The organism is Halomonas sp. IOP_14 (assembly GCF_021021315.1).
Lineage (GTDB): Bacteria > Pseudomonadota > Gammaproteobacteria > Pseudomonadales > Halomonadaceae > Vreelandella > Vreelandella titanicae.
This window is the reverse complement of record NZ_JAINWD010000042.1, coordinates 23,251-39,429: the sequence shown is the minus strand read 5'-3', so window position 1 is coordinate 39,429 and position 16,179 is coordinate 23,251. Positions and strand designations below refer to the sequence as shown.

The window sequence follows — 16,179 nt, the reverse complement described above, 5'->3', positions numbered from 1 at the left end:
CCGAATACAGGATCAACGATGAAATTTTCAGAACAGTGGCTGCGTGAGTGGGTTTCGCCGCAGCTTGAAACGCAGGCAATGGCCGACCAAATCACCATGGCGGGCTTGGAAGTCGACGCTATTGAGCCGGTAGCCGCCGCATTCAGCGGTGTAGTGGTGGCTGAGGTGCTGAGTAAAGAGAAGCACCCTGACGCGGATAAGCTCAATGTGTGCACCGTTGATGACGGTAGTGGCGAGCCTGTGCAGGTTGTCTGCGGTGCACCCAATGTTGATGTTGGTCAGAAGATCCCCTTTGCCCAGGTGGGTGGCGTGCTGCCAGGTGATTTTAAAATCAAAAAAGCCAAGCTACGCGGCGTTGAATCGCGCGGGATGATTTGTTCTGCATCGGAGCTGGGGCTTGAAGAAGAGACCTCGCCCGGCATCCTGGTGCTGTCGTCATCTGCGCCGGTGGGGGGCGATTTCAGAGAGTTCATGCATCTTAATGACATGACGATTGAGGTCGATCTGACGCCCAACCGGGGAGACTGCCTGAGTATTAAGGGGATGGCGCGAGAGGTCGGCGTGCTTAACCGTTTGCCGGTTAACGGGCCCGTAATCGCACCGGTGGCCGCGGAGGTTGAGGATAGCTTCGCGGTGAGCGTAGAGGCACCAGAGCAGTGCCCGCGCTATATTGGTCGCGTAATCAAGGGCGTTAATGTTAAGGCTGAAACACCGCTGTGGATGGTAGAACGTCTTCGCCGCAGTGGCGTGCGCTCGATTGACCCAGTGGTGGATATTACCAACTACGTCATGCTGGAATTGGGCCAGCCGATGCACGCCTTTGACCGCCACAACCTGCAAGAGGGCATAGTGGTTCGCATGGCCAAGCCGGGCGAACGGCTAACACTGCTTGATGGTAGTGATATGGCGCTGCGCCCCGAAACGTTGATCATTGCCGACAGCTCAGGCCCGCTAGCCATGGCAGGTGTGATGGGTGGGGAAAACTCCGGCGTTAATGAAAATACCCAGACTATTTTCCTTGAATCAGCGTTCTTCACTCCGCTTGCCATTGCGGGGCAGGCGCGCTCCTACGGGCTACACACAGATGCATCGCACCGTTTTGAGCGCGGCGTCGATCCGCAATTGACACCAGTTGCCGTTGAGCGCGCCACACAGCTTTTGATTGATATCTGCGGCGGCCAAGCAGGGCCTCTTGTTGAAGCGCAAAGTGCTGAGCGTATGCCTGCTGAGCGCGCTATTTTCTTGCGCAGTGAACGGTTAGAAAAAGCGCTTTCCAAGGCTCTCGATAGTGATGATGTAACTGATATCTTGCAACGCCTAGGGCTTGAAGTCAGCGTGCAGGATGCCGGCTGGGCAGTCACTGCGCCGAGTTGGCGTTTTGATCTGGCCATCGAAGAGGATCTCATCGAAGAAGTAGCGCGTATCCATGGCTACAATAATTTGCCGGTGCGCCGGCCGGCGGCACGCTTGGCGCTCCGTTCAGCAGACGAGGCAACGCTTACCCAGGCACGGCTGCGCCGCCAGATGGTTGCCCGCGGCTTCCAAGAGGCGATTACCTACAGCTTTGTGGCTCCTGAGCTGCAAGCGACCATGCTGCCCGATGCTGTAAGCCCCGCGCTAGCTAACCCTATCTCGGCTGATTTGTCGGTGATGCGTGCTAGTTTGTTTCCCGGCTTGGTGCGCGCCATGGAGTATAATCTTAACCGTCAGCAAACCCGCGTGCGGCTGTTTGAAACCGGGCTGGTTTTCAACGGCGAACTGGATGAGTTGTCACAAGTCCCGATGCTTGGTGCCCTGGTCTGTGGTGCGCGGGAAGCAGAGGGCTGGAGTGATGCGAAAGGGCGGGTGGATTTCTACGATCTAAAGGGCGATTTGGAGAGTGTCCTGGCCTTGGGCGGTGACGCTGACGCATGGCGCTTTGAGCCTGCAGAGCACCCGGCCCTTCATCCGGGGCAGTGTGCGCAGCTGCTGCATCGTGGAGAGCCTGCGGGTTGGATCGGTACCCTGCACCCTCAGGTGCGCGCAACGCTTGGCTTGAAGATGGATGCGGTGCTCTTCGAAGTGCGTCTGGATGCGCTTAGCCAAGGCCGTATTCCTGCCTTTGAACCGTTATCACGCTTTCCTGAGGTGCGCCGTGATTTGGCGTTTATACTCAAAGAGGCGACTCCTGTGCAGGCGCTGTTGGATTGCGCCAAGCAGCAAGCAGGTGAGTATCTGCAAGATATCAAGCTATTTGACGTCTATTCAGGTAAAGGTGTGGCCGAAGAGCACAAGAGTATTGCTTTGGGCTTGACCTGGCAGCATCCATCGCGCACGCTAAACGACGAGGAAATCAATCAGTTGGTTGATTCAATTGTGACACAAGTGCGTGTCAAGTTAGATGCTGAGCTGCGCGGCTAATTAAGTAGCTATGTGAGTGCCTGGGCTACGCCACGATGCTTATCACGTTCTTGGCAATGCGTTTGCTACTGTACGTTTGGTACAGAGCGTTTGTTGCTGTGTTTGCTTCAAGGATAAGGAGAAGCCTTATGGGTGCGTTGACCAAAGCAGAGCTAGCCGAACATTTGCATGCAGAGCTAGCCCTGTCCAAACGAGAAGCGAAGGCTATGGTCGAAGCTTTTTTTGAAGAGATTAGAGCCTGCCTTCGTGAGAACGAACAGGTAAAACTATCGGGTTTTGGTAACTTTGATCTGCGAGATAAGCGCGAGCGACCAGGGCGTAACCCCAAAACCGGTGAAGAAATTCCCATTTCTGCTCGAAGAGTCGTGACGTTTCGCCCAGGGCAAAAGCTTAAGCAGCAGGTTGAACACTATGAAGGCGGTGAATAGTCTTTTGGTTTGAGAAATGCTGTTACTCACAGGTAAGTAGCTGCTCTCGTGTCATGCAAGACTCCCCCTCATAAAAAAGGAGTGCCTTCGGGCGCTCCTTTTCTCTTTTATGATGGGCGTTGTTGTGATGAGTATAGTGATAAGCGCGCCTGTGGAGTGATGGCTTTTGTTACCCCTGCATGCCGCCACCTTCGATTAGCCAGGTAATCACCACCTTAATGACGTAACCCAGCATGCCTGCGCCGAGCACCACAAACAGCATGATGGTACCAAATTTGCCTGCGTTCGATTTTTTGGCCAAATCCCAGATAATAAAACACATAAATATGATCAGGCCGCTAATCATTAGCGGGGTGATCCAAGCCTCGAAGGTTTGCTGCATAGCCACTCCTGTGCGCTGCGTGTGGGTCACCCGTTTGGGCGATGTGTCTCATTCTAACCAGCCATGTTAATATTTGAGCAAATTCATCAGGTATTTGTCGACTTGACGGTTGGCACTGTGACACTTTGACAGGGGAGTGACGATGCCGAAGCTAAATATTTTGGTGGGTACCATGTATGGCGGTGCCCTTGATGTGGCAGAGCAGGTGAAACCCCTATTTGAACAGGCCGGTTACGCTGTGGAGATTATTGAACAGCCATCTGTTGATGATATTGTCAGCGGTGACGCCGATTTGGCGCTTTTTTGTGTATCGACCACTGGTAGTGGTGATTTTCCCGGCAGTTTTGTGCCCTTTGTCCGGCAGTTGCGTGACCAAAGTCCCGCGCTTACCACACTTCGCTACGGACTCATTGCACTCGGTGATAGCTCGTATGGTGATACATTTTGTGGCGCGGGCCGCGCGCTTGATGAGCTGCTGGCGGATCATGGCGCGACGCGTTTAGGGGAGCGCCTAGAGATCGATGCCATGGAGACCTTTATGGCCGACGATGCTGCTGTGCCCTGGGTGGAAGAGTGGATCGTTGCCCAGCAATTAGAGGTGGCTTGAGCGATGCAGCGAGCCCCCACCTCGCCTGAGCGCATCAGCGTTGCGCTGGGCTTATGTGTCGTTATGCTGGCAACTTTGCCGCGCTACATGGCGGGAGGGCATGAAACCCGCCAGACGCTGATTATCTTCGCCTTAGCGCTGGTGGCTTTTGCGGCTATTGTTCAGTGGCGCTTACTGGCCGTGGAGGCGCGTCGTCGTCTGCCACAACTATGTAAACGGTTAGTCGTTATGCTGCTGCTGGGAATGGTGGTGATGGGTGGCTGGCATGCGCTGTTTACGGACTGGATCAGTTGGCAGGTGTTCATTTCTCATGGTGCTACGCTTGGGGTGCTTCTTCATGCGCTGAGCTTATGGTGGTCGGGTGAGCGTCATGCAGGTTAGCTTTTTTTGCGGTAGTGATTGAAAAAGTCGCTGCAAGACGCACAAAGCAGTAGAATGGTAAAAATTACGCAACGTGGGGCGAATAATGAAGCTAAACACGCCTTAAAGTGGTTAATTGCTCGCTTATTCCCTTGTTTTTAAAATCACTGCCCCCATGTTGCGAGCATGGCGCTTGCCACTATGCGTTGGGGTTCTTAAAATTGCCCCCTTGAACTTATTATATGCAATCAACACAACGCCCAGCCGTTAGAGGACAATTCATGCAAGTTTCTGTCGAGACGACCTCCCAGATCGAACGCCGCATTACCATTCAAGTGCCGGCGGCCGAAATTGACGGGGCCGTTAGCGCTCGCTTGAAAGACACTGCGAAGAACGTTCGCTTGAATGGTTTTCGCCAGGGCCGGGTGCCAATGGCAGTAGTCCAGCAGCGCTACGGCCAAGACGTACGTAACGAGGTTGTCAGCGAAGTAATGCGTGAGCGTTATGTGCGCGCTATTACCGAAGAAGGGTTGAACCCTGCTGGCTTCCCGCAAATTGAGCCATCGGTCAATGAGTCTGGTAAAGACCTAGAGTTCGTTGCGGTTATGGAGATCTACCCGCAGGTTGAGCTTAACTCTATCGAAGGTACAGAGATTGAGCGTCCGGTGGTTTCGGTGAGTGATGCGGATGTCGATGAGATGATCGATACGCTGCGTAAGCAAAATGCAGCCTGGGAAGAAGTGGACGCTGCTGCAGCTGACGGCGATCAGGTCACTATTGACTTCCAGGGTTATATTGGTGATGAGCCGTTTGAAGGCGGTAGCGCCGAAGGCCACACGCTGGTCATTGGTTCCAATAGCTTTATTCCTGGTTTTGAAGAGCAGTTAATTGGCGCCAAAGCGGGCGAAGAGAAGACCCTTAACGTCACCTTCCCTGAGGATTACCAGGCCGAGCATTTAGCCGGTAAAGAAGCCACCTTCAAGGTAACCGTACATAAGGTCAGCAGCCAGAAGTTGCCCGAAGTAGACGCTGAGTTTATCGAGCGTTTTGGCGTTGAAGGCGGCGATCAGGAAAAATTCCGCGCTGAAATCAAGAAGAACATGACCCGTGAAGCGTCGCAAGCCGTTGATAACCGGGTTAAGCAGCAAGTGCTCGATGCGCTGAAAAAGGTTAACGAAATTCCTGTGCCTAGCGCGCTCGTTCAGCAAGAGACTGACGGCATGAAGCGCCAAGCGGCGCAGCAGTTTGGTCTAGGCGAAGATTTTGATGTCAGCCAGTTGCCCAACGAACTCTTTGAAGAGCAGGCCAAAGGCCGCGTTCAGGTCGGCTTGTTGCTGGCTGAAGTAATCAAAGCTAACGAACTCGATGCTGACGATGATGCTATCAAAGCAAAAGTGACCGAGCTTGCTGAGCAGTACCAAGATCCTGATGAGGTGGTTAGCTACTACATGGGTAACGAGCAGATGAAAACCCAAGTAAAATCTGCCATTCTCGAAGAGAAAGCGGTAGCTAAGCTGCTCGAACAAACGAACATTAAAGACGTTGAAATGTCTTATCAGCAAGCCCTTGCCGCTGCGCAACAGCAGGCAGAGCAAGATGAGGGTGCTGAAGAGGGCGAGCAAGCGAGCGCCTAACACCCTGGAACGCGGCGCACCTAATATGTCGGTGCGCCTTTCCCTTCCCGGACGCAAGGAATCACCTGAATGAGTGAGTTTGATATTCAAAACGCCGGCGGTTTAGTGCCCATGGTGGTTGAGCAGAGCGCCAAAGGGGAAAGAGCCTACGACATTTACTCACGCCTGTTAAAAGAGCGTGTGATCTTTTTGGTAGGCCCTGTAGAAGACTACATGGCTAATTTGGTTGTTGCCCAACTGCTGTTCCTGGAATCGGAAAACCCCGATAAAGATATTCACCTGTATATTAACTCGCCAGGTGGATCGGTCACTGCGGGTATGTCGATTTATGACACTATGCAGTTTGTGAAACCAGATGTCTCTACGGTGTGTATTGGTCAGGCGGCCAGCATGGGTGCGCTGTTATTGACAGCGGGTGCTGCTGGCAAGCGTTATTGCCTTCCCAACTCACGCGTCATGATTCACCAGCCGCTGGGTGGTTACCAAGGCCAAGCGTCTGACATTGAAATTCATACCCGTGAGATTCTGGGTATTCGCGAGAAACTGAACCAAATTCTTGCCCACCACACGGGGCAGGAAATTGAAGCTGTCTCACGTGATACTGATCGGGATAATTTCATGAGCGCCAATCAAGCCAAAGAGTATGGCCTGATTGATGCAGTGCTGGATAAGCGGCCTACATCCTGATAGCGTGATAGGATTCTGCTTTTCTAACGAGCTTTTCCGGCGGCGAAAGCCGCCGCAGTGATAGAGGTATGCGAATGGCCGACGGCAAAGGCAAAGACGAAGGTGGCAAACTGCTCTACTGCTCGTTTTGCGGCAAAAACCAAAACGAAGTACGTAAGCTGATTGCGGGCCCATCCGTCTATATCTGCGATGAGTGTGTCGACTTGTGTAATGACATCATTCGCGAGGAAGTTCTCGAAGCCGATGCCGAGAGCGATGAGGAGCGTTTACCTACGCCACGCGAAATACGTCATACGCTTGATGACTACGTTATCGGACAGGATCGCGCCAAGATGGTGCTTTCCGTAGCGGTATATAACCACTACAAGCGTTTGAAAACAGATGTACGCGACGGCGATGTAGAGCTAGGTAAATCAAACATTCTGCTGATTGGCCCCACCGGTAGCGGTAAAACGCTGCTTGCGGAAACCATGGCACGGTTACTGAATGTACCTTTTACCATTGCGGATGCAACCACGCTGACGGAAGCCGGCTATGTCGGTGAAGATGTCGAAAACATCATCCAGAAGCTGTTGCAGAAGTGCGACTACGACGTCGAGAAAGCCGAGCGTGGCATTGTTTACATCGATGAAATCGACAAGATTTCACGCAAGTCGGATAACCCTTCTATTACCCGTGATGTCTCGGGTGAAGGCGTTCAGCAAGCACTGCTGAAGCTTATTGAAGGTACGACGGCTTCCGTGCCGCCTCAAGGCGGACGCAAACACCCCCAGCAGGAGTTTGTCCAAGTCAATACGGGCAACATTCTGTTTATCGTAGGCGGTGCTTTTGCAGGGCTGGATAAAGTTATCCGTGACCGTGCTGAGAAAGGCGGCATCGGCTTCAATGCGGCGGTGAAAAGCAAAGAGTCTTCCCGTGGGGTGGGTGAACTGCTGGCCGACGTAGAGCCTGATGATCTGGTTAAATTTGGCTTGATTCCAGAGTTTGTGGGTCGTTTGCCCATCATCGCAACACTGATGGAGCTCACTGAAGACGCCCTGGTGCAGATTCTTACAGAACCGAAGAATTCGCTAGTTAAGCAGTACGCCAAGCTGTTTGAAATGGAAGATGTAACGCTAGAGTTCAGAGATGAAGCGTTACGTGCAGTGGCTGAAAAAGCCATGGAGCGTAAGACAGGTGCTCGCGGACTGCGCTCTATTCTAGAGTCGGTACTGTTGGATACCATGTACGAAATTCCTTCGCTTGAAGGTGTTAGCAAGGTCGTCATCGACGGATCTGTGATAGCCGGAGAAAGCGAACCTCTGTTGATCTACTCTCAGCAGGAAGATGCACGTGTCGACGGCACTGATGGTTAGTGGCTAGTCGAGTATCGCGGCCCAGCTTCAACCGCTTGCGCTAAATCAAGGGGTCGCCAAGGCGACCCCTTGTTGTTGTAGATGTTCTAGGGCTCTGCTGTAGAGAGCCCTTATAAAGCGTGTTGTGAAGCCTGGTTATCTAGCGAGAGAGTTATAAAGCCTAATTCGTGAAGTGTTACTGCCTAGCCTATTCAATGCTAACGTCTAAACGCCAGCATTTTGAAAAGTGTGCAGTACTTTTCTAAGTACTCTTTTAAGTACTCATCCGATTTGTCGAGGAACGTCTGCGATGCAGCAGAACGCCGAACAGACACAATGTCTACCCCTTTTGCCATTGCGCGATGTGGTTGTTTATCCGCAAATGGTCATCCCCCTTTTTGTAGGTCGTGAAAAGTCTATCCAGGCGCTCGAAGCGGCGATGGAGGCTGATAAACGTGTGCTACTGGTGGCTCAGCGTGAAGCGTCTCAAGATGAGCCTGACAATGCGGATCTTTACGCTATGGGCACCGTGGCCGATATCATGCAACTGCTTAAGTTGCCTGATGGCACGGTCAAGGTACTCATTGAGGGGAATTTCCGAGCGGATGTTCTCAATGTCGAAGAGAATGCCGCAGGCTACACCCAGGCGTATTTAACGCCCCGAGAGAGTGAACCGCTGACCAGTCGTGAGCAGGAAGCACTGGTACGCGTGTTGCTCAATCAGTTCGAGCAGTACGTCAAACTCTCCAAAAAAGTCCCCAACGAAGTGCTTAATTCGCTGTCGGGGATTGAAGATCCAAGCCGCTTGGTGGACACCATTTGTGCCCACCTGTCGCTTAAAATTGGCGACAAGCAAGAGCTGCTTGAGATGGATCGGGTGCGCGATCGTATTGAGCACCTGATGGCGCTGATCGAATCTGAAATCGACCTACTGCAAGTAGAGAAGCGCATCCGCTCGCGGGTCAAAGAGCAGATGGAGAAGACTCAGCGCGAGTACTACCTCAATGAGCAGATGAAAGCTATCCAGAAAGAGATGGGTGAGCTGGATAATGTGCCCAACGAGGCTGAGAAGTATGAGCTGGCGATTAAAGAGTCCGGTATGCCGAAAGAGGCGTCCGAGAAAGCGACTCAAGAGCTCAATAAGCTTAAAATGATGGCCTCAAACTCCGCTGAAGCGACCGTAGTGCGCTCCTACCTGGATTGGTTAGTCGCTGTTCCATGGAAAAAGCGTACCCGGGTAAAGCATGATCTCGTCAAAGCGCAGCAGGTGCTCGATGAAGATCATTACGGCCTGGAGGAGGTTAAGGCGCGCATCCTGGAATATCTTGCCGTACAGAAGCGCGTGCGCAAGATGAAAGGCCCAGTGCTATGTCTCGTTGGGCCGCCCGGGGTGGGCAAGACCTCGCTTGGCCAGTCCATTGCCCGTGCCACCAATCGCAAATATGTGCGTTTGGCCCTGGGTGGGGTACGCGATGAGTCGGAAATTCGCGGCCATCGGCGCACCTATATTGGTTCATTGCCAGGCAAGTTGATGCAGCGGATGAGCAGAGCAGGGGTTAAAAACCCGTTATTTCTTTTGGATGAGGTCGACAAACTGGGCATGGATCATCGCGGTGACCCTGCCTCTGCGCTGCTCGAAGTGCTTGATCCTGAGCAGAACAACAGCTTTAGCGATCACTATCTGGAGCTTGACTACGATCTCTCCGAGACGCTGTTCATCTGTACCGCTAACTCGATGAATATCCCTAGCGCCTTGCTTGACCGTATGGAGATTATTCGTCTGCCGGGTTACACCGAGGATGAGAAGCTGGCGATCGCTAAGCGCTACTTATTGCCTAAGCAACTAGCCGCGAACGGTTTAAAAGGCGATGAGTTAACGCTCGAAGACAGCGCGCTTTTAGAGCTTATTCGCTACTATACCCGCGAAGCGGGTGTGCGTGAGCTGGAGCGGCAGATTGCCAAAGTGTCGCGGAAGGTACTGCGTGAGCGGCTTGAGAAAGAGCGTGACCCGCAAGCCGCCCAAACAGGGCAGAGCTTAACGGCTGAGCAAATTGAGCACTACGCGGGCGTACGTCGCTATAGTTACGGTTTGGCAGAGCAAGACGACCAGATCGGCCGAGTGACAGGCCTTGCCTGGACATCGGTGGGCGGCGAGTTACTCAACATCGAGTCTGTCGTGACGCCGGGTAAAGGGCGAATTAACAAGACCGGTTCACTTGGCGATGTAATGAAAGAGTCGGTGAGTGCCGCTCATACGGTAGTGCGCGCTAGGGCAGAAGCGTATGGCATTGACCCCGAACGGTTCGAAAAAGAGGACCTGCATATCCACGTTCCTGAAGGGGCAACACCTAAAGATGGGCCCAGTGCAGGTATTGCCATGGTGACGGCGATTGTTTCCGCATACACCCAGCGTGCGGTACGCTGCGACGTGGCAATGACCGGTGAAGTCAATCTGCGCGGTGAGGTATTACCGATAGGCGGATTGAAGGAGAAATTGCTGGCAGCCCGCCGCGGTGGTATAAAGACAGTGCTAATTCCTGAGGAAAACCGCCGTGATCTCAAGGAAGTACCTGACAATATCAAAGGTGCATTGGATATTCGTCCGGTACGTTGGATAGATGATGTCTTAGCCGTAGCGCTAGCTGATAAGGTAGAAGACGGTGCGCCATTGAAAAGTACCGAAGCATCGTTTAGTAATACCGTTGTTGCTAGTACCCATTAAGCTGTTAAAGTCCTCGCTGGTCTTTAATTTTACTTAATATGTGCCCGCTGCTTTGGGTAGCGGGTATCTCGCGGCATGGTTGCTTGACAGATGTTTCAAGGCATTGCTATAAAACGCAGCTATGCTTTGATCGTCGTATCCATCGGTGACCATGCCGTTCAGAGCCATTTTTTGAAACAGTCAAGGGGTGAAGAGTGAATAAGTCCGAGCTGATTGAAGCCATTGCCGCGTCTGCAGATATTCCGAAAGCAGCGGCAACCCGCGCATTGGATGCCATGGTGGAGTCTGTCACCGATAGCCTTAAGAAAGGCGAAAGCGTATCTCTGGTAGGTTTTGGTACCTTCGCGATCAAAGAGCGTGCTGCTCGTACTGGCCGTAACCCACAAACGGGTCAGCCAATCCAGATCAGTGCCGCCAAAGTACCCAGCTTCAAAGCAGGTAAAGCGCTGAAAGACGCCGTCAACTAATTTGACCGCGTTTGCTGTAACCTAATGGGCGCATCGCATTGGCGATGCGCCCATGTTATTTTCTGGCCCACTTTTTATTTGGGTTGAGCGGGCCGATCTGTTTGGCTGTGACTATCTGAGGCTAGCATGCTGCAAAGTATTCGAGATGGCTCCAGGAGCTGGGGTGCCAAAATTATTATCGGTGTCATGGTCGCGGCCATGGCACTTTTCGGGATTGAGTCACTGTTTGGGCTTTTTGGCAGCGATCCGGACGAAGTGGCGAGCGTCAACGGACAGCCGATTATGCGTCAGCAAGTTGAGCTAGAGGTTCAGCGCGCGCTGCGTTCAGGACAAGTGCCGCCTGAGCAAGAGCGTGCCTTGCGCAACGATATACTTGACCAGCTTATCACGCAGCAACTGCTGTCCCAGTATGCAGAAGAGGGTGGTTTTGCCGTTTCTGAACAGCAGTTGGATCAGTTAATTGTCAGCCTGCCGGAATTTCATGATCAGGATGGCCGTTTCTCTGCAGAGGTGTTCCGAAATCGTCTCGCCGGTGCTGGCTATACGCCGATCTCCTTTCGTGAAGAGTTGCGCGTCGATATCCAGCGCCAGCATTTACAGCAAGGTTTAGCCTTCAGTGATTTTAGCCTGCCGAACGAGCAAGAGCGCCTGGCCGAATTACAGCGCCAGCAGCGTAGTTTCCGCTATATAGTTTTGGATGGTGACGATGTGGACGCTGATATCAGCGTTAGCGATGACGATCTCCAAGCATATTACGATGCCCACCAGGAGCGCTATGAACGCCCGGAACAGGTGCGTCTTGAGTATGTGCTGATTGACCGCCAGGCCATGGCAGAGGGTCGTGACGTGGATGAAGAGGCCCTGCGTGACGCCTGGCGCGAGAAAAATCGCAATGCTGACCGCCGTGTGTCGCATATCATGATCACCTTTGGTAATGAGCGCACCCGCGATGAAGCGCAGCAATTAGCCGAGACCGCTCGGGAAGCACTGGACAGCGGTGATTCGTTTACAGATACCGCCTTGCGCTATTCTGACGACACGGCCAGTGCAGAAGAGGGCGGTGATCTTGGTGTGATCAGCCGTGGCTTCTTTGGTGACGCCTTTGATGAAGCGGCCTTTGGTCTCGAAGAGGGTGATGTATCCCAGCCTGTTGAGTTGGATAACGCTTTCCACATTATCCAGGTGACGGATATTCAGGGCCCTACTTTTGAAGAGCAGCGCGATGAGCTAGCGCGGGAAGTGGCACTACGTGACATTGATGATGAGTTTAACCAGCGGGTTCAACAACTGATCGACGAGAGCTTCGCTGCCGACGACTTGCAGAGCGTTGCCGATGAGCTCGGTCTAACGCTGCAGGAGAGCGATTGGCTTGCTCGTGATGATGAGGCTGACGGAGTGCTGTCTGAGCCTGGGGTAATGTCGGCGGCCTTTAGCAACGACGTATTTGAAGAGGGCTACAACAGCGAAGTGATTGAGCTGGATCAGGATCGTCGCCTGGTACTGCGGGTTGCTGAGCAGCGTGATGCGACTCTGCTGCCGCTTGATGAAGTGCGCGAGGACGTTGAAATGTCAGTGGCCGCAGAACAGCAGCAAGAGGCGCTGCGTGAAGAGGCACAGGCACTGGTTGCAAGTTTGCGAGACGGTCAGTCGGCAGATGTTGATTGGCTAGAAGCCAACAGCGTAAGCCGCCAAGCCGATAGCACTGTGCCTCAGCTGATTGTTCAGGAAGCCTTCCGCATGGCGCGCCCTGAAGAGGGTGAGAGCGTCTATCGCACGGTTGAACTGCCGCAAGGAGTGGCTGTGGTAGCGCTTGATAGCGTCAGTGTAGGTGAGGTCGATGAGCAGATGGAGACATTTGTTGCGCAAATGGCCGAGCAGTTGCGTGCCCAATCGGTATTGCAGGGATTGATTGATGACCTGCGCAGCGATGCCGATATAGAGCGCTAGAGTCGCTTAAGCCCAAGTTACAAACAGCAAGAGCAAAAAAAGCCGATCACATGATCGGCTTTTTTATACCCGTAAATTGCGGTCAGGAATCAGGTAATTCCGTTAAAGAGAACTGACGCAGTCGGGGCGCAGTATGGTCGGCGCGCTCAATGATAATATCCCAGCCGTGTTGGGTATCCCAGTCGCCTAGTACATAGCGCTTGGCAGGCACGTCTTCAACCGTCAAGTCATGTACTCTGGGGCGGTGGGTGTGACCGTGGATCATGGTAGTCAAGCCGTGGTGCTCCATCAGCGCAATGACTTCTTGTGGCGTCACATCCATAATCGCTTCAGCTTTATTAGCATTGGCTTCGCCAGATTGAGTACGCAAGCTTTGCGCAAGTGCTACACGTTGTTCCAAAGGTAGTGCAAGCATCTGCGCCTGCCACTCTGGATTGCGCGACTGCTTGCGGAAAGCCATATACGCTTCATCCTGAGTACACAAACTATCGCCGTGTAGCAGTAAAACGGGAATGCCTTGGATTTCCACTTCCTCAATATCCGGTAGCAGAAATGCCTGGCACGCATTTATAAAGCGTTCGCCCAGCAGAAAGTCTCGGTTGCCGTGCATTAGGTACACCGCAGTACCGTCACTGCTAAGTCTGCGCAAATGGCGAATTACTTCATGTGCAACAACGCTAAGCGGATGTGTATTGGCGTCCAGTAGATCATCGCCAATCCAGGCATCGAAAAGATCCCCAAGAATATAAAGCGCGTCGGCTCCTGGAGCAGTGTGCTCTAAGTAGCGGTAAAACCCCTGATTGATCTCGGGGGTATCGCTACTTAGATGAAGGTCGGCAACAAGCAGTGTGCGCATAAGGCTCCCGGCGTTATTCCGCGTCTTTGACGTACGCGCGCTCGATAATGACATCTTCGGAGGGGACGTCGGCGTGCATGCCGCGGCGAGACGTAGCTACGTTTTTAATCTCATTGACCACATCCATCCCGTCAACGACTTCGCCAAATACCGCATAGCCCCAGCCTTGAAGGCTTTTACCGCTGTGATCAAGAAAACTATTATCGCCCACATTGATAAAAAACTGCGCAGTGGCAGAGTGGGGATCCTGGGTGCGTGCCATGGCCAGGGTGCCAACGGTATTTTTCAAGCCGTTGTCGGCTTCGTTGTCGATAGGGTCGCGGGTCGGCTTTTGGTTGAACTCCTTATCGAAACCACCCCCTTGCACCATGAAGCCGTCAATGACGCGATGGAACAGGGTGCCATCATAAAACCCGTCGCGCACATACTGTTCAAAATTCGCCGCACTAATTGGCGCTTTTTCGTGGTTAAGAGCGATGGTGATGTCACCGTGGTTCGTTTGTAATACGATCATAGATAAATTCCTGTTCAATAAAGGCGTTCGCCTTGGCGCTGTGCATCGGCGTCACGTTATAATAGCGGTTTTGCCCTGCACCGCGAAGGTCCATAGGAGTATCCTATGTCCTCACGGCGCAGCACGCCATCCACCACGAGGTTATCAACACCATCATGACCAACGAGACCACCCCAGCGCCGAACTTCATTCGCAACCAAGTACGCGACGAAATCGAGGGCGGCCAGGTCACTAAAATCGTGACGCGCTTCCCCCCGGAGCCCAATGGCTTCCTGCATATCGGCCATGCGAAGTCGATCTGTCTAAATTTCGGGTTGGCGGAGCAACTGGGTGGCGAGTGTCATCTACGTTTTGACGACACCAACCCTGCCAAAGAAGAGCAGGCTTACATCGATGCGATCAAAGAGGACGTCAGCTGGCTAGGCTTTGAATGGGCAGGCCCGGTGCGTTTTGCGTCTGACTACTTCGATCAGCTCTATGCCTGGGCGCAGCACTTAATGCGAGAAGGCAAAGCCTACGTTGACGACCTGTCGCCGGATGAAATCCGCGAGTATCGCGGCACCCTGACAGCGCCGGGTAAGCCTAGCCCTTACCGCGAACGCAGCGCCGAAGAGAATCTGGATCTACTCGCGCGGATGCGTGAAGGTGAGTTTGGCGAAAGTGAAAAGGTCGTGCGCGCCAAGATTGACATGGCCTCACCCAATATCAATCTACGCGACCCGATTATTTACCGTATTCGTCATGCCAGCCATCACCAGACTGGCGACAAGTGGAAAATCTATCCCTCTTACGACTTCACCCATGGTCAGTCGGATGCTATTGAAGGTATTACCCACTCGATCTGCACCCTGGAATTCGAAGATCACCGCCCGCTGTACGAGTGGTTTTTAAATAATCTGCCGGTTCCCGCGAAACCGCGCCAGATCGAGTTTGCACGGCTGAATCTCGACTACACCCTGACCTCCAAGCGCAAACTGAAACTGCTGGTTGACGAAAAAATTGTCGATGGCTGGGACGATCCACGTATGCCGACGATCTCCGGCATGCGTCGCCGTGGCTATACGCCAGCGTCAATTCGTAAATTCTGCGAGATGATTGGCGTTACTCGTGCCGACGGTGGCTTGGTGGATATCGCCATGTTGACCCACGCCATTCGCTCGGATCTTGAAGACAATGCCCCGCGCGCCATGTGTGTGTTAAAGCCGCTGAAAGTCGTGCTCACCAACGTGCCGGAAGGTCACCAGGAGGTGTACGAAGTCCCTGGTCACCCCGCCCGTGAAGATATGACGGTGCGTCAGGTGCCGTTCAGCCGCGAGCTGTATATCGACCAAGACGACTTTATGGAAGACGCGCCTAAAAAGTTCTTCCGCTTGGCACCAGGTAAAGAAGTACGCCTGCGCAATAGCTACGTGATTCGTTGTGACGAAGTGATCAAAGACGCCGCCGGTGAGATCAGCGAACTGCACTGTTCGGTGGATTTCGATACGCTGGGTAAAAATCCCGAAGGACGTAAGGTCAAAGGTGTTATTCACTGGGTTAGCGCTGCACACGGCGTGCCGATGGAAGTGCGTCTTTACGACAATCTGTTCACCGTTGAACAGCCGGATCGCGATAAAGATGTCGATTTTCTAGAGCATCTTAATCCGGAGTCGCTGGTCGTTTGCCAAGCCATCGGAGAGCCAAGCTTAGCCTTCGCAACGCCCGAGTCACGCTTCCAGTTCGAGCGCGTCGGCTACTTCTGCGCTGACCGTCACGACTCTACGCCAGAGCATTTGGTGTTTAACCGTACCGTGGGGTTGAAAGATAGCTGGGCTAAAATCAAGCAGAAGGGCTAAAACAAA

At 53.1% G+C, this 16,179-nt stretch carries 14 protein-coding genes; 11 read left to right on the top strand and 3 right to left on the bottom strand.

Translation table 11 applies throughout. The features are described 5' to 3' along the window. Window positions 1-18: 18 nt before the first annotated feature. Complete coding sequence (pheT, locus tag K7H09_RS20410; RefSeq protein WP_039859814.1) at window positions 19-2,400, top strand: phenylalanine--tRNA ligase subunit beta; 2,382 nt, start codon at window positions 19-21, stop codon at window positions 2,398-2,400. Between the two features lie 128 nt (window positions 2,401-2,528). Further along, window positions 2,529-2,828, top strand: a complete 300-nt coding sequence (locus K7H09_RS20405; RefSeq protein WP_022523301.1) for an integration host factor subunit alpha — start codon at window positions 2,529-2,531, stop codon at window positions 2,826-2,828. 169 nt (window positions 2,829-2,997) lie between these two features. Here the strand turns inward: K7H09_RS20405 and K7H09_RS20400 are convergent, their stop codons facing one another. Further along, entirely contained in the window at window positions 2,998-3,210 is a 213-nt protein-coding gene (locus tag K7H09_RS20400) for a DUF2788 domain-containing protein (protein WP_022523302.1), read from the bottom strand. 142 nt (window positions 3,211-3,352) lie between these two features. Between K7H09_RS20400 and K7H09_RS20395 the strand changes: the two genes are divergently transcribed. From K7H09_RS20395 to K7H09_RS20360, 8 genes are all read left to right on the top strand, one after another. Beyond that, complete coding sequence (locus K7H09_RS20395; RefSeq protein ID WP_022523303.1) at window positions 3,353-3,817, top strand: flavodoxin; 465 nt, start codon at window positions 3,353-3,355, stop codon at window positions 3,815-3,817. A gap of 3 nt (window positions 3,818-3,820) precedes the next feature. Next, the gene (locus K7H09_RS20390; protein ID WP_022523304.1) at window positions 3,821-4,198 is read left to right on the top strand and encodes a hypothetical protein; all 378 of its coding nucleotides are present in this window, start codon (window positions 3,821-3,823) and stop codon (window positions 4,196-4,198) included. A gap of 260 nt (window positions 4,199-4,458) precedes the next feature. Further along, on the top strand, window positions 4,459-5,811 hold the full coding sequence (tig, locus tag K7H09_RS20385; RefSeq protein WP_022523305.1) for a trigger factor: 1,353 nt from the start codon (window positions 4,459-4,461) through the stop codon (window positions 5,809-5,811). A 69-nt stretch (window positions 5,812-5,880) separates the two neighbouring features. Next, window positions 5,881-6,498, top strand: a complete 618-nt coding sequence (gene clpP / locus K7H09_RS20380; RefSeq protein ID WP_009287800.1) for an ATP-dependent Clp endopeptidase proteolytic subunit ClpP — start codon at window positions 5,881-5,883, stop codon at window positions 6,496-6,498. A gap of 74 nt (window positions 6,499-6,572) precedes the next feature. Further along, window positions 6,573-7,853, top strand: coding sequence for an ATP-dependent Clp protease ATP-binding subunit ClpX (clpX, locus tag K7H09_RS20375; protein ID WP_022523306.1), 1,281 nt, complete (start codon window positions 6,573-6,575; stop codon window positions 7,851-7,853). A gap of 289 nt (window positions 7,854-8,142) precedes the next feature. Further along, a complete protein-coding gene (lon, locus tag K7H09_RS20370; RefSeq protein ID WP_027959583.1) occupies window positions 8,143-10,554 on the top strand; it encodes an endopeptidase La in 2,412 nt (803 codons plus the stop codon). A gap of 194 nt (window positions 10,555-10,748) precedes the next feature. Then, window positions 10,749-11,021 (top strand): HU family DNA-binding protein, encoded by a 273-nt coding sequence (locus K7H09_RS20365; RefSeq protein ID WP_007114333.1) that lies wholly within the window; start codon window positions 10,749-10,751, stop codon window positions 11,019-11,021. Between the two features lie 126 nt (window positions 11,022-11,147). Further along, a complete protein-coding gene (locus tag K7H09_RS20360) occupies window positions 11,148-12,968 on the top strand; it encodes a SurA N-terminal domain-containing protein (protein ID WP_230805771.1) in 1,821 nt (606 codons plus the stop codon). Window positions 12,969-13,050: 82 nt separating this feature from the next. Here K7H09_RS20360 and K7H09_RS20355 read toward each other — a convergent pair whose 3' ends face one another. After that, a complete protein-coding gene (locus tag K7H09_RS20355) occupies window positions 13,051-13,824 on the bottom strand; it encodes a UDP-2,3-diacylglucosamine diphosphatase (protein WP_230805769.1) in 774 nt (257 codons plus the stop codon). 13 nt (window positions 13,825-13,837) lie between these two features. Continuing rightward, window positions 13,838-14,338: a peptidylprolyl isomerase gene (locus K7H09_RS20350; RefSeq protein WP_022523310.1), complete on the bottom strand. Its 501-nt coding sequence runs from the start codon at window positions 14,336-14,338 to the stop codon at window positions 13,838-13,840. A 155-nt stretch (window positions 14,339-14,493) separates the two neighbouring features. Here K7H09_RS20350 and K7H09_RS20345 point away from each other — a divergent pair, with 155 nt between their 5' ends. Continuing rightward, the gene (locus K7H09_RS20345) at window positions 14,494-16,173 is read left to right on the top strand and encodes a glutamine--tRNA ligase/YqeY domain fusion protein (RefSeq protein ID WP_230805767.1); all 1,680 of its coding nucleotides are present in this window, start codon (window positions 14,494-14,496) and stop codon (window positions 16,171-16,173) included. Window positions 16,174-16,179: the final 6 nt, after the last annotated feature.

Excerpts from the sequence above, each read along its gene's own strand:
- K7H09_RS20350 (WP_022523310.1), bottom strand. The coding sequence starts at position 14,338 with ATGATCGTATTACAAACGAACCACGGTGACATCACCATCGCTCTTAAC.
- clpP (WP_009287800.1), top strand. The coding sequence starts at position 5,881 with ATGAGTGAGTTTGATATTCAAAACGCCGGCGGTTTAGTGCCCATGGTG.
- pheT (WP_039859814.1), top strand. The coding sequence starts at position 19 with ATGAAATTTTCAGAACAGTGGCTGCGTGAGTGGGTTTCGCCGCAGCTT.
- K7H09_RS20355 (WP_230805769.1), bottom strand. The coding sequence starts at position 13,824 with ATGCGCACACTGCTTGTTGCCGACCTTCATCTAAGTAGCGATACCCCC.
- K7H09_RS20345 (WP_230805767.1), top strand. The coding sequence starts at position 14,494 with ATGACCAACGAGACCACCCCAGCGCCGAACTTCATTCGCAACCAAGTA.
- lon (WP_027959583.1), top strand. The coding sequence starts at position 8,143 with ATGCAGCAGAACGCCGAACAGACACAATGTCTACCCCTTTTGCCATTG.
- K7H09_RS20360 (WP_230805771.1), top strand. The coding sequence starts at position 11,148 with ATGCTGCAAAGTATTCGAGATGGCTCCAGGAGCTGGGGTGCCAAAATT.
- K7H09_RS20400 (WP_022523302.1), bottom strand. The coding sequence starts at position 3,210 with ATGCAGCAAACCTTCGAGGCTTGGATCACCCCGCTAATGATTAGCGGC.
- K7H09_RS20395 (WP_022523303.1), top strand. The coding sequence starts at position 3,353 with ATGCCGAAGCTAAATATTTTGGTGGGTACCATGTATGGCGGTGCCCTT.
- K7H09_RS20390 (WP_022523304.1), top strand. The coding sequence starts at position 3,821 with ATGCAGCGAGCCCCCACCTCGCCTGAGCGCATCAGCGTTGCGCTGGGC.
- K7H09_RS20405 (WP_022523301.1), top strand. The coding sequence starts at position 2,529 with ATGGGTGCGTTGACCAAAGCAGAGCTAGCCGAACATTTGCATGCAGAG.
- tig (WP_022523305.1), top strand. The coding sequence starts at position 4,459 with ATGCAAGTTTCTGTCGAGACGACCTCCCAGATCGAACGCCGCATTACC.
- clpX (WP_022523306.1), top strand. The coding sequence starts at position 6,573 with ATGGCCGACGGCAAAGGCAAAGACGAAGGTGGCAAACTGCTCTACTGC.